The organism is Caulobacter sp. FV1ye6ST (genome assembly GCF_058681225.1).
The window spans coordinates 604,428-620,659 of the sequence record NZ_CM178733.1; the positions used below are offsets into that span (position 1 = coordinate 604,428).

The 16,232-nt window shown below is 69.7% G+C and carries 14 protein-coding genes and 1 pseudogene; 4 read left to right on the forward strand and 11 right to left on the reverse strand.

Annotation, left to right across the window (positions count from 1 at the left end; genetic code table 11):
- Nucleotides 1-43: 43 nt before the first annotated feature.
- The 3 genes from ACW175_RS02900 to sapA all read right to left on the reverse strand — a co-directional run bounded on the left by ACW175_RS02900 (nucleotide 44) and on the right by sapA (nucleotide 2,931).
- Nucleotides 44-475: an OsmC family protein gene (locus ACW175_RS02900; protein ID WP_492103163.1), complete on the reverse strand. Its 432-nt coding sequence runs from the start codon at nucleotides 473-475 to the stop codon at nucleotides 44-46.
- 106 nt (nucleotides 476-581) lie between these two features.
- Nucleotides 582-818, reverse strand: a complete 237-nt coding sequence (locus ACW175_RS02905; RefSeq protein WP_492103164.1) for a DUF5961 family protein — start codon at nucleotides 816-818, stop codon at nucleotides 582-584.
- Nucleotides 819-936: 118 nt separating this feature from the next.
- On the reverse strand, nucleotides 937-2,931 hold the full coding sequence (gene sapA, locus ACW175_RS02910) for a protease SapA (protein ID WP_492103165.1): 1,995 nt from the start codon (nucleotides 2,929-2,931) through the stop codon (nucleotides 937-939).
- A gap of 265 nt (nucleotides 2,932-3,196) precedes the next feature.
- Here sapA and ACW175_RS02915 point away from each other — a divergent pair, with 265 nt between their 5' ends.
- A complete protein-coding gene (locus ACW175_RS02915) occupies nucleotides 3,197-4,411 on the forward strand; it encodes an OmpA family protein (RefSeq protein WP_492103166.1) in 1,215 nt (404 codons plus the stop codon).
- A 270-nt stretch (nucleotides 4,412-4,681) separates the two neighbouring features.
- Here ACW175_RS02915 and mnmC2 read toward each other — a convergent pair whose 3' ends face one another.
- The 3 genes from mnmC2 to motA all read right to left on the reverse strand — a co-directional run bounded on the left by mnmC2 (nucleotide 4,682) and on the right by motA (nucleotide 7,841).
- Nucleotides 4,682-6,445 (reverse strand): tRNA (5-methylaminomethyl-2-thiouridine)(34)-methyltransferase MnmC2, encoded by a 1,764-nt coding sequence (gene mnmC2 / locus ACW175_RS02920; protein ID WP_492103167.1) that lies wholly within the window; start codon nucleotides 6,443-6,445, stop codon nucleotides 4,682-4,684.
- A gap of 93 nt (nucleotides 6,446-6,538) precedes the next feature.
- Complete coding sequence (locus tag ACW175_RS02925; RefSeq protein ID WP_492103168.1) at nucleotides 6,539-6,895, reverse strand: hypothetical protein; 357 nt, start codon at nucleotides 6,893-6,895, stop codon at nucleotides 6,539-6,541.
- 79 nt (nucleotides 6,896-6,974) lie between these two features.
- Nucleotides 6,975-7,841, reverse strand: a complete 867-nt coding sequence (motA, locus tag ACW175_RS02930; RefSeq protein WP_492103169.1) for a flagellar motor stator protein MotA — start codon at nucleotides 7,839-7,841, stop codon at nucleotides 6,975-6,977.
- A 99-nt stretch (nucleotides 7,842-7,940) separates the two neighbouring features.
- On the opposite strand from motA, the pseudogene ACW175_RS02935 reads away from it, so the two are divergent.
- Both ACW175_RS02935 and ACW175_RS02940 read left to right on the forward strand, forming a co-directional pair.
- A pseudogene (locus tag ACW175_RS02935) lies at nucleotides 7,941-8,027 on the forward strand (hypothetical protein); the annotation flags it as partial.
- Nucleotides 8,028-8,087: 60 nt separating this feature from the next.
- A complete protein-coding gene (locus ACW175_RS02940; RefSeq protein WP_492103170.1) occupies nucleotides 8,088-9,401 on the forward strand; it encodes an MFS transporter in 1,314 nt (437 codons plus the stop codon).
- Here ACW175_RS02940 and fixK read toward each other — a convergent pair.
- Complete coding sequence (fixK, locus tag ACW175_RS02945; RefSeq protein ID WP_492103171.1) at nucleotides 9,398-10,042, reverse strand: transcriptional regulator FixK; 645 nt, start codon at nucleotides 10,040-10,042, stop codon at nucleotides 9,398-9,400. The two genes, ACW175_RS02940 and fixK, sit on opposite strands and share 4 nt — an antisense overlap.
- Before the next feature lie 154 nt (nucleotides 10,043-10,196).
- Between fixK and ACW175_RS02950 the strand changes: the two genes are divergently transcribed.
- Nucleotides 10,197-10,523: a nucleoside transporter gene (locus tag ACW175_RS02950; protein WP_492103172.1), complete on the forward strand. Its 327-nt coding sequence runs from the start codon at nucleotides 10,197-10,199 to the stop codon at nucleotides 10,521-10,523.
- A 24-nt stretch (nucleotides 10,524-10,547) separates the two neighbouring features.
- Here the strand turns inward: ACW175_RS02950 and fixJ are convergent, their stop codons facing one another.
- The 4 genes from fixJ to cydD form a co-directional block, all read right to left on the reverse strand.
- Complete coding sequence (fixJ, locus tag ACW175_RS02955) at nucleotides 10,548-11,171, reverse strand: response regulator FixJ (RefSeq protein WP_492103173.1); 624 nt, start codon at nucleotides 11,169-11,171, stop codon at nucleotides 10,548-10,550.
- Nucleotides 11,164-12,642 (reverse strand): PAS domain S-box protein, encoded by a 1,479-nt coding sequence (locus tag ACW175_RS02960; protein WP_492103174.1) that lies wholly within the window; start codon nucleotides 12,640-12,642, stop codon nucleotides 11,164-11,166. Before ACW175_RS02960 ends, fixJ begins: the two co-directional genes overlap by 8 nt.
- Nucleotides 12,643-12,969: 327 nt before the next feature.
- Nucleotides 12,970-14,589, reverse strand: a complete 1,620-nt coding sequence (locus ACW175_RS02965) for an amino acid ABC transporter ATP-binding/permease protein (protein WP_492103175.1) — start codon at nucleotides 14,587-14,589, stop codon at nucleotides 12,970-12,972.
- The gene (cydD, locus tag ACW175_RS02970; protein WP_492103176.1) at nucleotides 14,586-16,226 is read right to left on the reverse strand and encodes a thiol reductant ABC exporter subunit CydD; all 1,641 of its coding nucleotides are present in this window, start codon (nucleotides 16,224-16,226) and stop codon (nucleotides 14,586-14,588) included. The genes ACW175_RS02965 and cydD overlap by 4 nt, the downstream gene beginning before the upstream one ends.
- Nucleotides 16,227-16,232 lie beyond the last annotated feature (6 nt).

A 16,232-nucleotide genomic window follows, 5' to 3' on the forward strand; every position in this document is an offset into this window, starting at 1 on the left:
CTCCCGGCGTCGCGGCTCCGTGCGGGCGCGACGCCGAAGGATCCTACTCGATCAGGCTGGCGTCGAGGGTGATCTCGGCGTTGAGCAGTTTCGACACCGGGCAGCTGGCCTTGGCCTTGGCGGCGAGTTCTTCGAACCGGGCCTGGTCCGCGCCCGGGATGCTGGCCTTGAGGGTCAGGTGCGAGGCGGTGATGGCGTAGCCGCCCTCGACTTGTTCCAGCGTGATCTTGGCCGAGGTGTCCATGCGGTCGGCCTTCAGGCCGGCTTCGCCCAGGATCAGCGACAGGGCCATGGTGAAGCAGGCCGAGTGGGCCGCGGCGATCAGTTCCTCGGGGTTGGAGCCGGGCTGGCCCTCGAAGCGGCTGGCGAAGCCGTAGGGATAGTCCTGAAGCGCGCCGCTCTCGGTCGAGATCGAGCCTTTGCCGTCCTTTATGCCGCCGCTCCAGGCGGCCGAGCCGCTTCTGACGATCTTCATGTCGGTTTTCTCCGGGTGGGGGGAATGTCGAAGGACAATCCACCACGGTCCAGCCGTGACGGATTGAAGGAAACGGCTCTTCTTGCGCTCAGGCTCAGGCTCAGGCTCAGGCTCCGGCGCAGGGTTCGGTCTCGCCGGTCGACAGATCCACGCGGAAGCACTGCTCGGCGCCGGTGTCTTCATCGCGGACGAGGATCGACAGATCGCCGCCGCCAGCGTCGCTGTCGGGGATATCGTGGGCGAAGTCCTCGACATAGGCGACCGCCGCCGCTTCCGGGCTGCTCTCGTCGATCAGGCGGGCGTGGTGGCCATGCAGATGCAAGGCGCGGGCGGTGAAGGGCATAGCGATCTCCTCGGCCAGGAGAAACGCGCGGGGCCGCCTTTTGGATTCCACGAACGCGAAACGGCGGCGAGACCGAAAGCCCGCCGCCGCGTCTTGTCGTCGGAATGAGGCTCTTGCCTCAGGTCAGATTGTATTCCGGCTTGGCATAGGTCCCGATCAGGTCGACGCCATAGACGTTGTGCGTCACCTGGTCGGCGAAGAAGGCGTCGGCCGACTTGGCGTAGACGCCGATGTGCTCGGTCTCGGCCGCCGCCAACAGCCAGCCGACCATGGCCGCCTTGGTCCCCTGGCCGTCCGCGCCGTCCTGGCCGTAATAGGCCAGGTAGCCGGCGCGGGTCATGGTCGAGCCGCCCACTGTGACGGTGGTGTCCAGCAGATCATGGACCTTCTGGTCGGTCGGGGTCAGGCCGAAGATGGCCGTATAGGCCTTCCGGGTCGCGTCGAAGAGGCTCAAGGCCCCAAAGGTCGCCGCGAAGGCCGAGGCGCCTTCGCCGTTCTTGCCCAGATTGACCGAGAAGTTGATGAAGCGGTTCACCGTGTCGAACGACTGATAGTAGGCGCTGTTCAGGGTGTTGGGGTTCGCGCCGTTCGGATCGACCAGGTAGTCCATGCCGAGGGCGGTCGGGGTCTTGCCCGTGAAGAACTGGTAGGAGAGGGCGGCCACGGCGCTGGTGTTCACCGTGGCCTTGATGACCAGGCCGATGGCGTCCGTGTAGCTGGTCCCCGACGCCATGGCGCCGGCGATCGACTTGGTCATGGCGTCGGCGCCGGTGCTGAAGGTCTGCAGGCGCAGGACGCTGGCCATGGCCGAGGCCACGCGACTGTCGACGAGGGCGACCGCCCGGTCCGCGAACTGCAGGCTCTCGATATTGATGGCGGTGTCGACGCCGTCGGTCCCGGCATTGTCCTTGATCTGCCAGCCGCCATTGGCCTGGGCGGTAACGGCGTAGGACGCGAACTTGCCGGCATAGGCGGCGATGTCGACGCCCGCGCCGCCGTCCAGGACGTCGTTGCCCGCGCCGCCGGTGATGCGGTTGGCCGCCGCGTTGCCGGTGATGGTGTCAGTCGCCGAACCGCCTATGGCGTTCTCGATGACCGCGCCGATGGCGATGGTGACGTTGCCGGTCAGGCCGCCGACGCTGGAGAAGAAGCCTTCGCGCAGGTCGATGGTCTGAGCGACCTTGTAGCCGGAGAAGTCGAAGGTGTCGGTCCCGCCGGCGTCCCAGGCGGCGAACACCAGCTTGGTCGACGACGAGGTCGCCGAGAACCAGTCGCGCTCGGCGGTTGAATTGAAGCCGTAGACCGTGTCGCCCGTCCGGGTGGTCATGTTGGCGCCGTAGGCCAGCTGGGCGGCGGCGATGTCGTCCAGCAACGGCGCGGAGGCATAGGCGCCGCCGAAAGCCGCGCCGGTGTTGGCCTCGCTGAAATAGGACATCACCGTATATTGGCGACTGTCCTCATAATAGTCGGCGTCGGCGCTGTAGGTGATGGCGGTGGCCGCGTCGCCCGCGTTGTACTCGGACGGGTGCGCCAGACCGATGGCGTGGCCGATCTCGTGGACCAGCACCATCCCGCCGTAGTTCGAGGCGCTCGGGTTGCTGTTGTAGCCGAGGCTGGAATTGACCCAGACGTCGCCCGAGCGGCTGCTGGCCTGGGCGTTGCCCGGATAGTAGGCGAAGGCGGCCGAGCCGGACTCGCCCGTGCTGTAGTTGCCGAACAGGATGGCGGCGTTGTCGCTGTAGGCGGTCTCGCCCGTGGTCCCGGTTCCGGCGCGCACGAACTTGACGTTGGCGACGTCCGACCAGGCCTGCAGAGCCTTCTCGGCCTGGGCGATCTGGGCGCTGTTGAACGGGGAGAAGCCCGCCGTGTCGGTGGGCATGGTGGCCGGCGCGGTGGCGCGATAGGCGTAGGTCACCGTCGCCCCGACATGCAGGGCGGGGCCCCAGCCAGGTTCGCCACGCAGCAGCTGCGAGGCGGCTTCGGAGACGGTCATGCTGTTCTTGCCGGCCACGACACCGACGCGAGCATTGGCGTTGACGAAAGAGTTTGGGGTCTCGCCGCCCGTTATCATCACGGGTTCCGGGCCAGCTTCGGGAAACGCTTCAATGCTCACGGACATACTCCACTCGCCCAAGTCAGCAGTATGCGGAAATGGAATTTCTCCTGCAATCTCCGCTACTTGCGACATGTGCGCGCAGGTCCTTGGCTAAGCTAAGCGCTGCCGGAAGGCCGGTGCGGCGGCGAGATTTTCACAATTGACTGCTCTTTGTGGCGTTTCTGCCACACCTGAATCCGCTGGGTGCGCGTTTGTCGTGCTGAGGTCCCGGGGACGTGTCGGGCCCGCGACATACGACAGAGACTAGAGAGGGTTTTTAAACATGAATATGCGGTTGCTAGCCGGCGTCGCCTTGATCGCGCTCGGCGCGGCCTCGGGCGCTTCGGCTCAAAGCGCCCTGAGCGGCTTCTATGTCGCGGGCGATGTGGGCTATCACCAGCCGAAGGACGTCAAGGCCACGTCCTCGAACGGCTATCAGTGGAATTTCGGTGGTGAGAAGGACTGGGCCGGCTTTGCTCGCCTGGGCTACAAGTTCACGCCGAACTGGCGCGTGGAAGCCGAATACGGCTACCGCCCCGGCGATCTGAACAGCGTCCGCGGCAATGGTCTGGCCGGCGCTCAGCCGATCGGCCTCTGCACGCCCGGCGTCGGCCGCTCGCCGGCCGCCCCGGATTGCGGTGAGCTGGACGGCAGCCTGAAGGCCACCACCCTGATGGCCAATGTCATCTTCGACCTGGCGCCGGGTGGCACGTTCAACCCGTATATCGGCGCTGGCGCCGGTACGGCCTGGGTGCACAACAAGGCCTATGGCCAGCTGTCGGGCGTTCCGGCCGGCGGCGCTCGCTTCCAGAACACCAACTTCGACGACGTCGACCAAGCCTTCGCCTATCAAGGCATCGTGGGCCTGGGTTGGAACTTCGCCCCGAACTGGTCGATGGACCTGACCGGCCGCTATCTGGAAACCAAGAACCTCAAGTGGGGTTCGGTGACCCAGAACACGGGTCCGGCCGGTGGTTCGATCACCGACGTCGGCACCTTCTCGGGCAAGTACAAGGACGCTTCGGTGACCTTGGGTCTGCGCTACACCTTCGGGTCGCCGCCCCCGCCCCCGCCGCCCCCGCCCCCGCCGCCCCCGCCCCCGCCCCCGCCGCCTCCTCCGCCCCCGCCCCCGCCGCCGATGCCGGCCGCTCCGGCCTATGAAGCGCGCGAGTTCGTGGTCTACTTCCCGTTCGATCAGTACGTGCTGACGCCGGAAGCCCAGGCGGTGGTCCAACAGGCCGCCGAGTACGCCAAGGGCGGCAACGCGACCAAGGTCGTGGTGACGGGTCACACCGACACCTCGGGTTCGGATCGCTACAACCAGAAGCTCTCGGAACGCCGCGCCAAGGCCGTCGCCGATGGCCTGGTCAGCCAGGGCCTGAACGCCACGACCGTGGCGGTCGACTGGAAGGGCGAAAGCGCTCCGGCCGTCGCGACTGGCGATGGCGTCAAGGAACCGCTGAACCGCCGTTCGACGGTCTCGATCAACTTCCAATAAGGAAGACTTGATCGACGGAATTGGGGGCTGGCCGCGAGGCCGGCCCCTTTTTCTTTTCCCCCTTCCGGGGGAGGATCCGACAGGGACCTAAAACGGAAAGACGCTCCCGATGGGGCGTCGGGAGCGTCCGATCCGGCGGACCAAGAGGGCGGAGGACCGCCGTCACGCAGGCCGGCGATAGGGGGCTCCGGCCTCATTTAGACTTCAGCGGATTAGGAAGCGCGACGACGGCAAAGGGTCCGTCACACGCGCTCCGATAACCACGTTCGATTATACGCCGATGCCCGTGACAGGCGAGTCGAAACGGCGCGACTCGACCAAGTGCGACAATTGGCGCGGCAGGGGCGAAGGATGACCCAGCGCCTTGGCGACCAGATGCTCGGCGAGCAACGGGGCGAGACAGAAGCCCCGTGAGCCAAGGCCCGTCAGGACGATCAGGCCGTCGTCGCGAAGTCCGGCCAGGGGCAGGCGGTCGGGCGTGGTGGCGCGGATGGCCGCGCGGCCATCGAACATCTTGCCCGTCAGGCGCCTGGCCAGGTCCGGCAGCCTCTTGGCCAGGGTCTCGAGATTGCGGGCGTGGTCCTCGGGACGGACATCGACGGCGGTCTGGTCGCGATCGTGGGTGGCGCCGAACAGGACGCCCTCGCGGGTCGGGACGGCATAGCCGCCGAAGGCCGTCGCCGGGGTCGTCGCGCCGGTGGTCCAGCTGGCCTGGCCGCGCACGGGCTTGAGGCGGATGTCGGGAACAAGCTGGCCGCTGGCCGCGCCGCCGGCCAGGGCCACACGGTCGGCGACCAGGATCAGGTCGCCGGCCTCGTCCAGCAGGCACCAGCCTTCACCCTCGCGCTCCAGGCGCGCGGCCCGGCGACGGACGATCTGGCCGGTCCAGGCAGCGGTGACGACGGCGGGCTCGATGACCAGGGCGCGGATCATGGCCAAGGCGTCTTGCCGCACGACCATCGTCCGCGGCTCGAACAGGTCCTGGCCGGCGACGGTGGCGAAGCGGGCCGGGTCGCGCTCGCTGGCCGGCAGTTGCAGGACCTCGCGGGCGATAAGCGCGCCGGGCTCGGCCTCGTAGAGCGCCGCCGCGCGGGCGAAGGCCTGGGCGTAGAGGGCGGCGCGCGGACCGCCGCCGGCGTCGAGCGCGGGGGTGACCAGGGCGGCGGGATTGCCCGAAGCGGCGACGCTGTCCGGATCGTCGATGACGGTGACGGTCAGGCCTTCGGCGCGCGCGGCGCGCGCGAGCGCGGCGCCGGCGATGCCACCGCCAATGACCGCGAGGGTCCGGGGGCGCGGTGCGGTTTCGTCAGCGCTCCCTTCGCTTGAGAGGGGCAGCCAGGCCTCCAGCCGCTCGCGCTTGCGGCCGAAGCCGGGACGCTTGGCGATCTCGAAGCCGGCGGCTTGCAGGCCGCGCCGCACCGCGCCGGCCACGGTGAAGGTCCCCGCGCGAGCGCCCGGAGCCGAACGGCGGGCGACGGCGGCCAGAACCTCCTCGCGCCACATGGCGGGGTTGAGGGCGGGCGAGAAGCCGTCCAGGAACCAGGCGTCGGCCGCGCCGTCCCAGGCTTCCAGCGCCGGAATCACGTCCATGACCGCCAGGTCCAGCACGGCGTCGAAGTCGGGCAGGTCGACGCGGTGGAAACCCCGGGCGCGACCGGGCCAATGGTCCAGCAGCACCTGGGCGGCCTCGCCGAGTTCCGGCCAGTGGGCCAGGATCCGGGCGGCTTCGTCGCGCGCCAGCGGATGGGCCTCGATCGAGAAGACATGCAGGCGGCCGCCCTCCGGCTTCTCGCGCCGCCAGAGATCGAGCAGGGCGGCGATGTTCAGGCCCGAGCCGAATCCGAGCTCGCCGACCGTGAAGTCTGGTTGCCCCCCGAACCGCTCGGGTAGGCCGCAGCCGGTCAGGAACACCGCTTTCGTCTCGGCCAGGCCGTCGACGCTGGAGAAATAGACGTCCCCGTACAGGCTGGACCGCGGCAGGCCGTCCTCGCGCCAGACGAGGGGCGAACCGTCGGGAGGGATGGTGGCGCTCATAAGGCTGCTAGAGCGCTTGCGGGTACGGAGCGTCAACGAAAAAGGGCCGCCCAAGCGGAGCGGCCCTTTGATCAAATAAGAGAGAGTGGGCGCTTAGTGCCCCGCCTTCTTCTCTTCCGGCTTGGCGGCGGTGGCCGCATCGGCGGCGGCGGTGGCCGAGGTCGCGGAGGGCGTCGAGGTCGCGCCGGTGGCCGCGGCGTCGTTGGCGGTCTGCGTGGCGGCGTCCGCGGGATCGGCCGGGGCCGCTGCGGCGTCGGCGGCGGCCTTGTTGGCGTCGGCGGCGGCCTGGTCCTTGGCCGAGGCGGCGTCGGTCACCGTGGAGGCGTCGGCGGCGGCGGCCTTGGCGGCGGCGCTGTCGCCCTCGGCGTCCTCATGCTTGCCGCCGCAGGCGGCCAGCGACAGGGCCGAGACGGCCACGCCGGCGATGATGAGTTTGCGGATGGTGCTCATGAGGTGTCCCCTAAACGTCGTTGACGGCAAGGAATACCGGTTCGAAAGCGGGTGCAAGTTACGACGCGCTAACGTGCGCCTACTCGTTCGGGATCTGCGACAGCGCCTCTTCCAGCTCGGCGAAGCTGGGTTGAGCGGGCGAGGGCACGTTGCCGCGGCCGATCTCGACCGAGATCTGGGCGGCGTTGCCGTGCAGGTGGGCGACCAGGACGGCCTGGATGATCTTGTAGAAGGCGCCGTCCTCGTTGACGACGGCCTGCAGGCGCGTGGCCATCGGGCCAACGATACCATAGGCGATGAACACGCCGAGGAAGGTGCCGACCAGGGCGCCGCCGATCATGCCGCCGAGGACGGCCGGCGGTTCGGTGATCGAGCCCATGGTCTTGATGACGCCCAGCACGGCGGCGACGATGCCCAGGGCGGGGAGGGCGTCGGCCATGTTTTGCAGAGCGTGAGCCGGCTCGAGCGCCTCGTGGTGGTGCTTCTCGAGCTGCTTTTCCATCGCGTCCTCGACCTGGTGGGGGTCCTCCAGGTTCATGGTCATCATCCGCAGGGTGTCGCAGATGAAGTCGACGGCGAAGTGGTCGTGGGTGATTTTCGGGTAGCGGTTGAAGATCGTGCTCTCGCCCGGCTTTTCGATGTGGCTTTCCAGGGCGATGACGCCCTTGGACTTCATCGTCTTGGTCAGCAGGAACAGCAGGGACAGCAGGTCGCGATAGTCAGACGGCTTCCACTTGGGACCCTTGAAGATCTTGCCGAAGCCGCCGGCCGTTCCCTTGATGACGACCATGGAGTTGGAGATCAGGAAGGCGGCGACGGCCGCGCCGAGAATGGCCATCAGCTCGTGCGGGGCGGCTTCGATGATCACGTCCAGCTTGCCGCCACCCATCAGGTAGCTGCCAAACACCATGCCGAAGAGCATGACGATGCCGATGATCTGGAACATGGTGGAAGACCGACCCCGAGAATGAAGCCGCATGATCGCGGTTAATGATTAAGCCAACGTTTTCACGCGGTCGTCCCAGAGCCTGTCCGTTCTGATGGAATCATCAGAACGGATAAACAGGCTCTATCTCAAACACTTAGAGCGTGGCGGGCGCCGAAACCTCTCACACTTTCGGCTGCCACGCTCTAGCCGTCTGTGATCCGCGACACATTGCGTGCGAAGCTCACAGGCTCTAACGATCGTTTGATGACTGGGGAGTCCAAAGAGGCCCGGGATAACCGGGCGCCGTTCGCGATCCTCTTTGGCGTGTCGGTAGCGACCGCCATGGGGAACAACGGCATGTTGTCGGTGCTGCCGGCCATCGGCCGCCAGATCGGCATCCCGGACGCCATGGTCGCGGCCATCTTCTCTCTGTCGGCGGTGCTGTGGGCGATCACCTCGCCGCTGTGGGCCCGCCAGTCGGACATCAGGGGACGAAAGCCGCTGATCCTGCTGGGGCTCGCGGGCTTTTCCGTCTCGATGCTGCTGTGCGCCCTGGTGGTGTCAGCCGGCCTGCATCACTTGGCTCCGCCGCTGGTGATCTTCGTCGCCTTCCTGCTGTGCCGGGCGCTGTTCGGGACCTTCGGCTCGGCGGCCAATCCGGCCACCCAGGCCTATATGGCCGAGCGCACCAGCCGGGAGGAGCGTACCCAGACCATGGCCACCCTGGCCGGGGCGTTCGGCCTTGGCACGGTGGTCGGCCCGCTGCTGGCCCCGCTGTTCGTGCTGCCGGGCGTGGGACTGGCCGGGCCGATGTTCGCCTTCGCCCTGCTCGCGGCGGGCATGATGGTGGTCGTGCATCGCGGCCTGCCCGAGACCTTCAAGCCTGGACGTGGCGAGACCCTGCCCCGCCGCCGGCTCGGCCTGCCCTGGCGCGGCGGCGACAAGGCCCTGTGGCGGGATCCCCGTCTCAAGCCCTTCCTGATCTTCGGCTTCCTGGTCGCCGCGTGCCAGACCGCCCAGACCCAGACCCTGGGCTTTCTGATCATCGACAAGTTGGGCCTGCCGCCGGTCAAGGCCCAGGGCTTCATCACCCTGGCCATGGCGGCCGGGGCCGTCGCCGCGCTGCTGGCCCAGTGGGGCCTGATCCGCATGTTCCGCATGGGGCCGCGCGACCTGATGCGCTGGGGTGTGGGCTGCGCGGCCCTGGGCAACATCGTCGTCGCCTTCGCGCCCGACTACGCCGCCGTCGCGATCGGCTACGCCATCGCCAGCCTGGGCTACGGCTTCGCGCGGCCGGGCTTTACAGCGGGGGCGTCGCTGTCGGTCGAGTCCAGGGACCAGGCCGGCGCGGCCGGAGCGATCGCCGCGATCAACGGCCTCAATGTCGTGGTCGCGCCCCTGTTCGTCCTGCTCTACGAGCGCGTCGGCTGGGGGCCGTTCGTGCTGAACGCGGCGATCCTGACGGCCTTGGTCGTCTACGCCCTGCGCCAAGCCACCCTGCGCGCCATCGACAAGGGCGGCGCGCGGGAAGAGGCGACCATCGCGGGGCTGGAACAGTCGGACGAGGGTGGAGTCTAGTCGACCATCCGCTCCAGCGCCCGACGATCCTTCAGCACCACGTGCCGGACGCTGGGCAGGGCGATCAGGCCTTCGTCCTGCAGGGCCGTCAGCGTCCGCGAGACGGTTTCGATGGTCAGACCCAGATAGTCGGCCATGTCCTGACGGCCCATCGGCACGTCCAGTTCGGCGCGGGCGTGGGTGCGTTCGGCGATGTCCAGCAGCAGGCCGACGACCCGCTCCTGCGCCGAGCGGCGGCCCAGCATCAGCACGTGGTCCTGGCTGCGCTGCAGCACCTCGGCGGTCACGCGGAACAGGGCCCGGGCGGCGTCGCTGCGGGTGGCGGCCAGGTCGCTGAGCGCCCCGCGCCGGATCATCCGGATGCTGGCGTCGGTCAGGGCCTCGGCGGTGATGCGGTGGGTAGCGCCCATCTCCAGGCCGAAATACTCACCGGCGAAGTGGAAGTCGTCGATCTGGCGGCGACCGTCGCGCAGGATGCGGTAGGTCCGTACCGCGCCCGACACCACTTGGTAGACGTAGTCGGCGGCCTCGCCCTCGCCAAAGATCTCCTCGTCGCGCGAGAAGCGCGGGCAGGCGCCCGGAATGGCCAGCACGGTGTCGAGAGCGGTGGGAGCGGCGTCGATGCGAAGCGGAGACAGCATGGAAAGACCCTTCTGTTGGTAGGGTCATGCGCCTATTCCCAGCTTCGCGATATTCGGGAACCGCGCCTAAGGAAACCCCCTTACGCGAGCATGCGGTATCGACGGTTTGAGGCGGATCAATCCACGTGGACCGCCGACCCCGCACAATGGGATCATGACGGACATCCCCCTCATCCTGCTGCTCGTCGAGGACGAGCCCCTCCGCGAGGCGCTCCGCTTCTCGTTGGAGACCGAGGGCTATGCGGTGGGCGTGCGGCCGGACGGAAGACCGGTGGCGGCGGTGGTCATCGACGACGCGCGTGACGAGTGGCCCGCCGTGGGAGAGAGCCCGACGATCGTGCTGACGGGGGACGTCGAGCGGCTGGTGCGCCGGGGCGTGCAGGGCGTGTCTCTGGTGGAGAAGCCGCTCCTGGGGGACGCGCTGAGCGTGAGGCTCAGCGAAGTGCTCGGAGCCAGCCAAACCTTGTCATCCCGGCCGTAGCGAAGCGAACGCCGAGGCCAGCGCTCAGCCGCCCCGCACCGACAGCGTCATCCTCACCAGGGCCGCCAGGTTGTCGGCCTGCATCTTGGTCATCAGCTTGGCGCGATAGATCTCGACCGTCCGGGGGCTGATGCCCAGTTCGCGGGCGATGACCTTGTTGGCGTGGCCGGCGACGACACCGTCCAGCACCTGGCGTTCGCGTTCGGACAGGGTCTCAAGGCGGTGCAGGATGGCGGCCTGGTCGTCGGTGACCGGCGCGGCCTCGGCGGCCTTGATGGCGCGGCCCAGGGCGTCCAGCATCCGGGCGTCCGAGAACGGCTTTTCGATGAAGTCGACGACCCCCGAGCGCATGGCCTCGACGGCCATCGGGATGTCGCCATGGCCGGTGATCATCACGATCGGCATCTTGACCTTCAAAGCGGCCAGCCGCGCGACCAGCTCCTGGCCGCTCATCTCGGGCATGCGCACGTCGGTGATCACCACGCCGGGCTTGGCGTCCGGCAGAGCGTCGAGGAAGGCCGGGGCGCTGGCGTAGGCGATGACCTCGAAGTCGGCGGACTCCAGCAGGAAGGCCAGCGACTCGCGGGCGCTCTCGTCGTCGTCGACCACGTGCACGACGTGGGGCGCCAAGGGGGCGGCGTCAGTCATCAGCGGACTCCTTGTTATGATCGGCGGGCGGCAGGGTGAAGCGGAACAGCGCCCCGCCGCCGGGATTGGCCTCGGCCCAGATGCGGCCGCCGTGCGCCTCGATGATCGAGCGCGAGATCGACAGGCCCACTCCCATGCCCTGCGGCTTGGTGGTCATGAACGGCTGGAACAGGCGCTCCAGCACCTCGGGCGCGATGCCGGGGCCGGTGTCGGCGACGCTGACCCGCGACCAGCCCTGATCGGTCACGGCGCTGGTGATGGTCAGGGCCTTTCGCCGCGCGCCGCCCTCCTGCATGGCGTCGATGCCGTTGCGGATCAGGTTCAGCAGCACCTGTTGCACCTGGACCCGGTCGGCATAGACGTCGTCCGCGGCCGGATCGAGCGACAGGCGCACATCGACCTGGCGGTCGCGTTCGCCGATCAGGGCCAGGGCCGAGGCCTCCTCGATCAGCTTGGACAGGCTCTCGTCGGCCCGCTCGCTGGCCCCGCGGCGAACGAAGTCGCGCATGCGGTGGATCACCTCGCCGGCCCTCAGCGCCTGGGCGGCGGCGCGGTCGATGGCGTCGCGGACCTTGGCCTGGTCGGCCTCGCGGCCCCGGTCGATCAGGCGACGCGAGCCGGTCAGCAGGTTGGCGATGGCCGACAGCGGCTGGTTCAGCTCGTGGGCCAGGGTCGAGGCCATCTCGCCCATGGCCGTCAGGCGCGAGACGTGGACCAGTTCGTTCTGCAGCTCCTGCAGGCGCGTCTCGGTCTCCTGGCTCTGGGTCAGGTCGCGGATGAAGCCGGTATAGGAGGGGGTCGAGCCCTTGGTCTCGCCGACCGCAAGCTCCATCGGGAAGGTCGAGCCGTCCTTGCGCTGGCCCACCACGACCCGGCCGACGCCGATGATCCGCCTGTCGCCCGTGCGGTGGTAGCGCTGGATGTAGTCGTCGTGGGCGGCCGCGTGCGGCTCGGGCATCAGCATCTTGACATTCTTGCCCAGGACCTCGTCCGTGCTCCAGCCGAACATCCGCTCGGCGGCGGGGCTGAACGAGGTCATGATCCCGGCGCGGTCGATGACCACCACCCCGTCGGGCACGGTGTCGAGGATCGAGCGCAGGTGGTCGTTGACCGCCGCCTCGCGCCGCCGCGCGGCGTGGAACCAGCCGCCGCCCACGGCCATGCCGAAGCCCACCGACAGGAAGATCGCCGCGCACAGGCCGCTGACCAGGTTGAACGGGATCTCGCGCGTCACCCACCAGACGCTGCTCCAGGCGAAGGTGGTGGCGAAGGCCCCCGGACCGAGGCCCCCGAGCGCGGCGCTGACCAGCACGGCCGGCACGAACAGCAGGAACGACGAGGGCGCGGTGAAGGCCGCCGGCAGGTACAGGCGCGCGACCGCCGTCGCCATCACCGCCGCGAAGGCGGCGAGATAGGCGGTGGGGTGCGGGTCGCTGTAGAGCGTGGAGGACAGGCCCCGGGCAGGCTTCATCGGTGTTCCCAGTGTTGAGGGTCTTATAGCCGGCCGGGTTTGAGCCAGGTCAAGGCGCGATCATTGCGTAGGTCGGAGGCTGCGCGCTCCAAGCAAAAGGAGCGCTCCGATGTCGGGTGGGCAAATGGCGTATCTGGGTCTGGTCATCGCGTCGTTCACGGCGTTCGCCGTGGTTCTGTTCGTGACCTACATCCGGGTGAACATGAAGTAGCTGGGGCGCTCCCAAGTCGAGCTGGGAGCGTCCTGGCCCCGATCCCCCTGGCGAAGGCCGGGGCCAAGATCCATCCATGCCTTTTGGATTTTCGCAACGGCCTGCGCGTCCAATCCTCAAGCGTTCGTGGGTTCGATCCGGGCCTCGGCCTTGGCCGGGAAGATCGACTTTTTGTTCGGGTTCATCTCCACCCGCCGCCCACAGATCGCCGCCGGCGCCGCGCGGTGGCTGACCAGCACCAGGCCCTGGCCGGTGCGCTTCAGGCGCTCCCGCAGCCTTTCCACCACCAGCGCTTCCGTCGCCGCGTCCAGCCCTTCGGTGGGCTCGTCCAACAGCAGCCACGGCGCATCCCGCAGATAGGCCCGCGCCAGGGCCAGGCGCCGCCGCTCGCCGCCGGACAGCCGTTCGCCGTCGTCCCCGACATAGGCGGCCAGGCCTTGCGGCGCGGCGCGGATGCGGTCGGCCACACCGGCGTCCTCGAGCACGTCCCATAGCTGGGCGTCGGTCGCCTTGGGCGCGGCCAGGCGGAGGTTGTCGCGCACCGTGCCGGCGATCAGCCCCGCGTCCTGCGGCAGCCAGGCGAAGGCGGAACGGGGCGGACCTGGGCGGGACAGGGCGGTCTCGCCGCGCAGGCCCAGCAGGGCCTCGATCGCGGTGGTCTTGCCACAGCCGGACGGGCCGACAACGGCCAGCCGTTCGCCGGGCTTCAGGGTCTGGCCAAGGATCGTCAGGCTGGGCGGCGTCTCCGGCGCGGGTTCGGCCGGCCTGGCGCGATGTCGCAGGATCGTGTCGAGGCGCTCGCGCGCTTCCCGCGCCGCGCCGTCCTGGTCGACGGCGTGGGCGAGGCCCGCCAGGGCGTCGACGCTCATGGCGGCGGCCAGACCGGCCAGGGCCGCCAGCGGCGCGCCGGCCGGGGCCGCGCTGGCGACGGCGGCGGCGACCGCGACGCCGAGCAGGGCGGCCTGGCTCAGCAGGATCAGCCCCTGAGCGCGGGCGGCGGCCAGGCGCGCCGCATCGAGTTCGGCGGCCTTGGCGTTCAACGTCTCACCGGCCCAGGCGTCCAGACCGTAGGCGCGGAGCTCGGCCGAGGCGGCGACCAGGGCGGCGGTGGTCTCCTTCAGCGCCCCGATCCTGGCCTGAACGGCGGCGCGGGCGGGCGTCGAGAAGCGCTTGGCCAGGGCCCGGGCGACCAGGATCGCGGCGCCGGCGGCCAGCAGGATCAAGACGGCGGGCAGCCAGCCGGTCAGGGCGGCCAGGGCCAGGCCCGAACCCAGGCCGGCGACGGCGCTCCAGGGGGCGGACAGGCGGACGAAGCGGGTCTCGATCGCGTCGACGTCCTGGACGAGACGGGCCGAGGCCTCGCCGCGCGACAGGGTCAGCGACTCCGACGGCGGGGCGGCGGCCAGGCTCTCGAACACCGCCGGACGGATGACGGCCAGGGCGCGCAGAGCGGCGGTGTGTCCGGACAGGCGCTCGCCGTAGCGCGCGGCGGTGCGCAGGATGGCCAGCAGGCGGATCATCGCGCTGGGGATCAGCACGTTGAACGTATGGGCCGCGGCCAGGCCCGCCAGGCCGGCGGCGGCGCTGGCGACGATGAACCAGCCGGACAGGCCCAGCAGCAGGGTGGAGGCCGCGCCCACGACGACGGCGCTGGCTATGGCCAGCCGCAGGGCGTCGGCGCGCTGGCGCTTCTGGGCGCGGATCAGGGCGTCGAGGGGACTCGCGGGGTTCGTCACAGGCGGATCACTTGGTCGGCGAGGGCGGCGACGGCCTCGGAATGGGTGGCGATCAGGGTCGTGCGGCCCTTGGCGGCGACGCGGATGGCGGTCAGCAGTTCGGCCTCGGCCTTGGCGTCGAGATTGGCGGTCGGTTCGTCCAGCAGCAGGACGGGGGCGGATTTGAGCAGGGCGCGGGCCAGGGACAGGCGGCGGCGCTCGCCGCCGGACAGGCCGCTTCCGCGCTCGTCCAGCCTGAAGTCGAGGCCGCCGGCGCGGTCGAGGATCAGGCCGACCGCGTTCGCCGCCGCCTCGATCTCGGCGCGGGTCGCCTCGCGGCGCGACAGGGCGATGTTGTCGGCGATCGTGGCTGGCAGGATCAACGGCGATTGGCCCGCCCAGGCGATGTCGGCGACGCGGGGCGCGGCGCCGTCGACCAGGATCCGCCCGCCGCTCAGGGGCGCCAGGTCCAGCAGCAGGTTCAGCAGCGAGCTCTTGCCCGCGCCGCTGGGGCCGACCAGGGCGGTGATGGTTCCGGCTTGGACAGTGAGGTCGAAGCCCTCAAGCGTCGGCGCGTCGGCGTCCGGATAGCGGACCGTGACGCCCTCGAAGCGGAGGGTCGGGGCCAGGCTCAGCGGCGCCGCCGTGGGCTTGGTTTCCGGAACCTCGAAGGTCGACAGGCTCGCGCTGGCGGACTCGGCGGCCTGGCGGTCGTGATAGGCCGCGGCCAGGCGGCGCATCGGCGCGTAGATCTCTGGCGCCAGGGCCAGGACGAAGAAGGCTCGCTTCAGGTCCAGGGTCTCGGGAACCGGGAAGGGCAGCAGGCGCAGCAGGTTGAAACCGCAATAGACCGCCACCAGCGCCACCGACAGGGCCGCGAAGAACTCCAGGGCCGCCGAGGAGATGAAGGCCACGCGCAGCACCCGGATGGTGCGCTCGGCCAGCTCGGAGGCCGAGCGGCGCAGGGCGGCGGTGGTCGTCCCCTCGGCCTGGAAGGCCAGCACGACCGGCAGGGCGCGGACGCGGTCGAGGAACAGGCCCGAAAGGCGCTCCAGGGCCAGGAATTGGGCGCGGCTCTCGGCGGCCGCGGCGGTCCCGGCCAGGATCATGGCGGCGATGAAGGGAATAAGCGTGGCCAGCATGATGCTGGCGCAAATGGGGCTGGCGATCGCGGCGACGGCGATCATAACCAGCGGCAGGACCGCGGCGGATAGTCGCGCGGGCAGGAAGCGGGCGAAGTGCCCGTCCAGCGCCTCGACGCCCTCGACCAGCGCGGTGGCGGCTTCACCGGCCGAGTGGCGCGGGCCCCCCAGAGAAGTATGGGCGAATACGGAGCGGGCGAGGTCCGCGCGAACGGCGGCCTTGGCCTGGGCGGCGGCCTGGGCGCCTGCCCCCGCGGCCAGGCGGGCCAGCAAACCCCGCAGGATTCCGGCCACGACGATCGCCAGCAGGGAGAGGTTCAGAACCAGCGGTCCGCGCTGGCTGGCGATGGCGTCGACGCCGAAGGCCAGGCCCGAGGCGAAGACGATCGCGGCCACGCCGTCGAGCAGCACGAACGCCCGCGCACGGCCGCTCGCGGGCCCGCCGCGACGGCTTGCGCCACCGAGCCACCGCTTTGGCGCCACGGTGCGATCAATCTGCACTATACTGCCGGCCATGGGTCG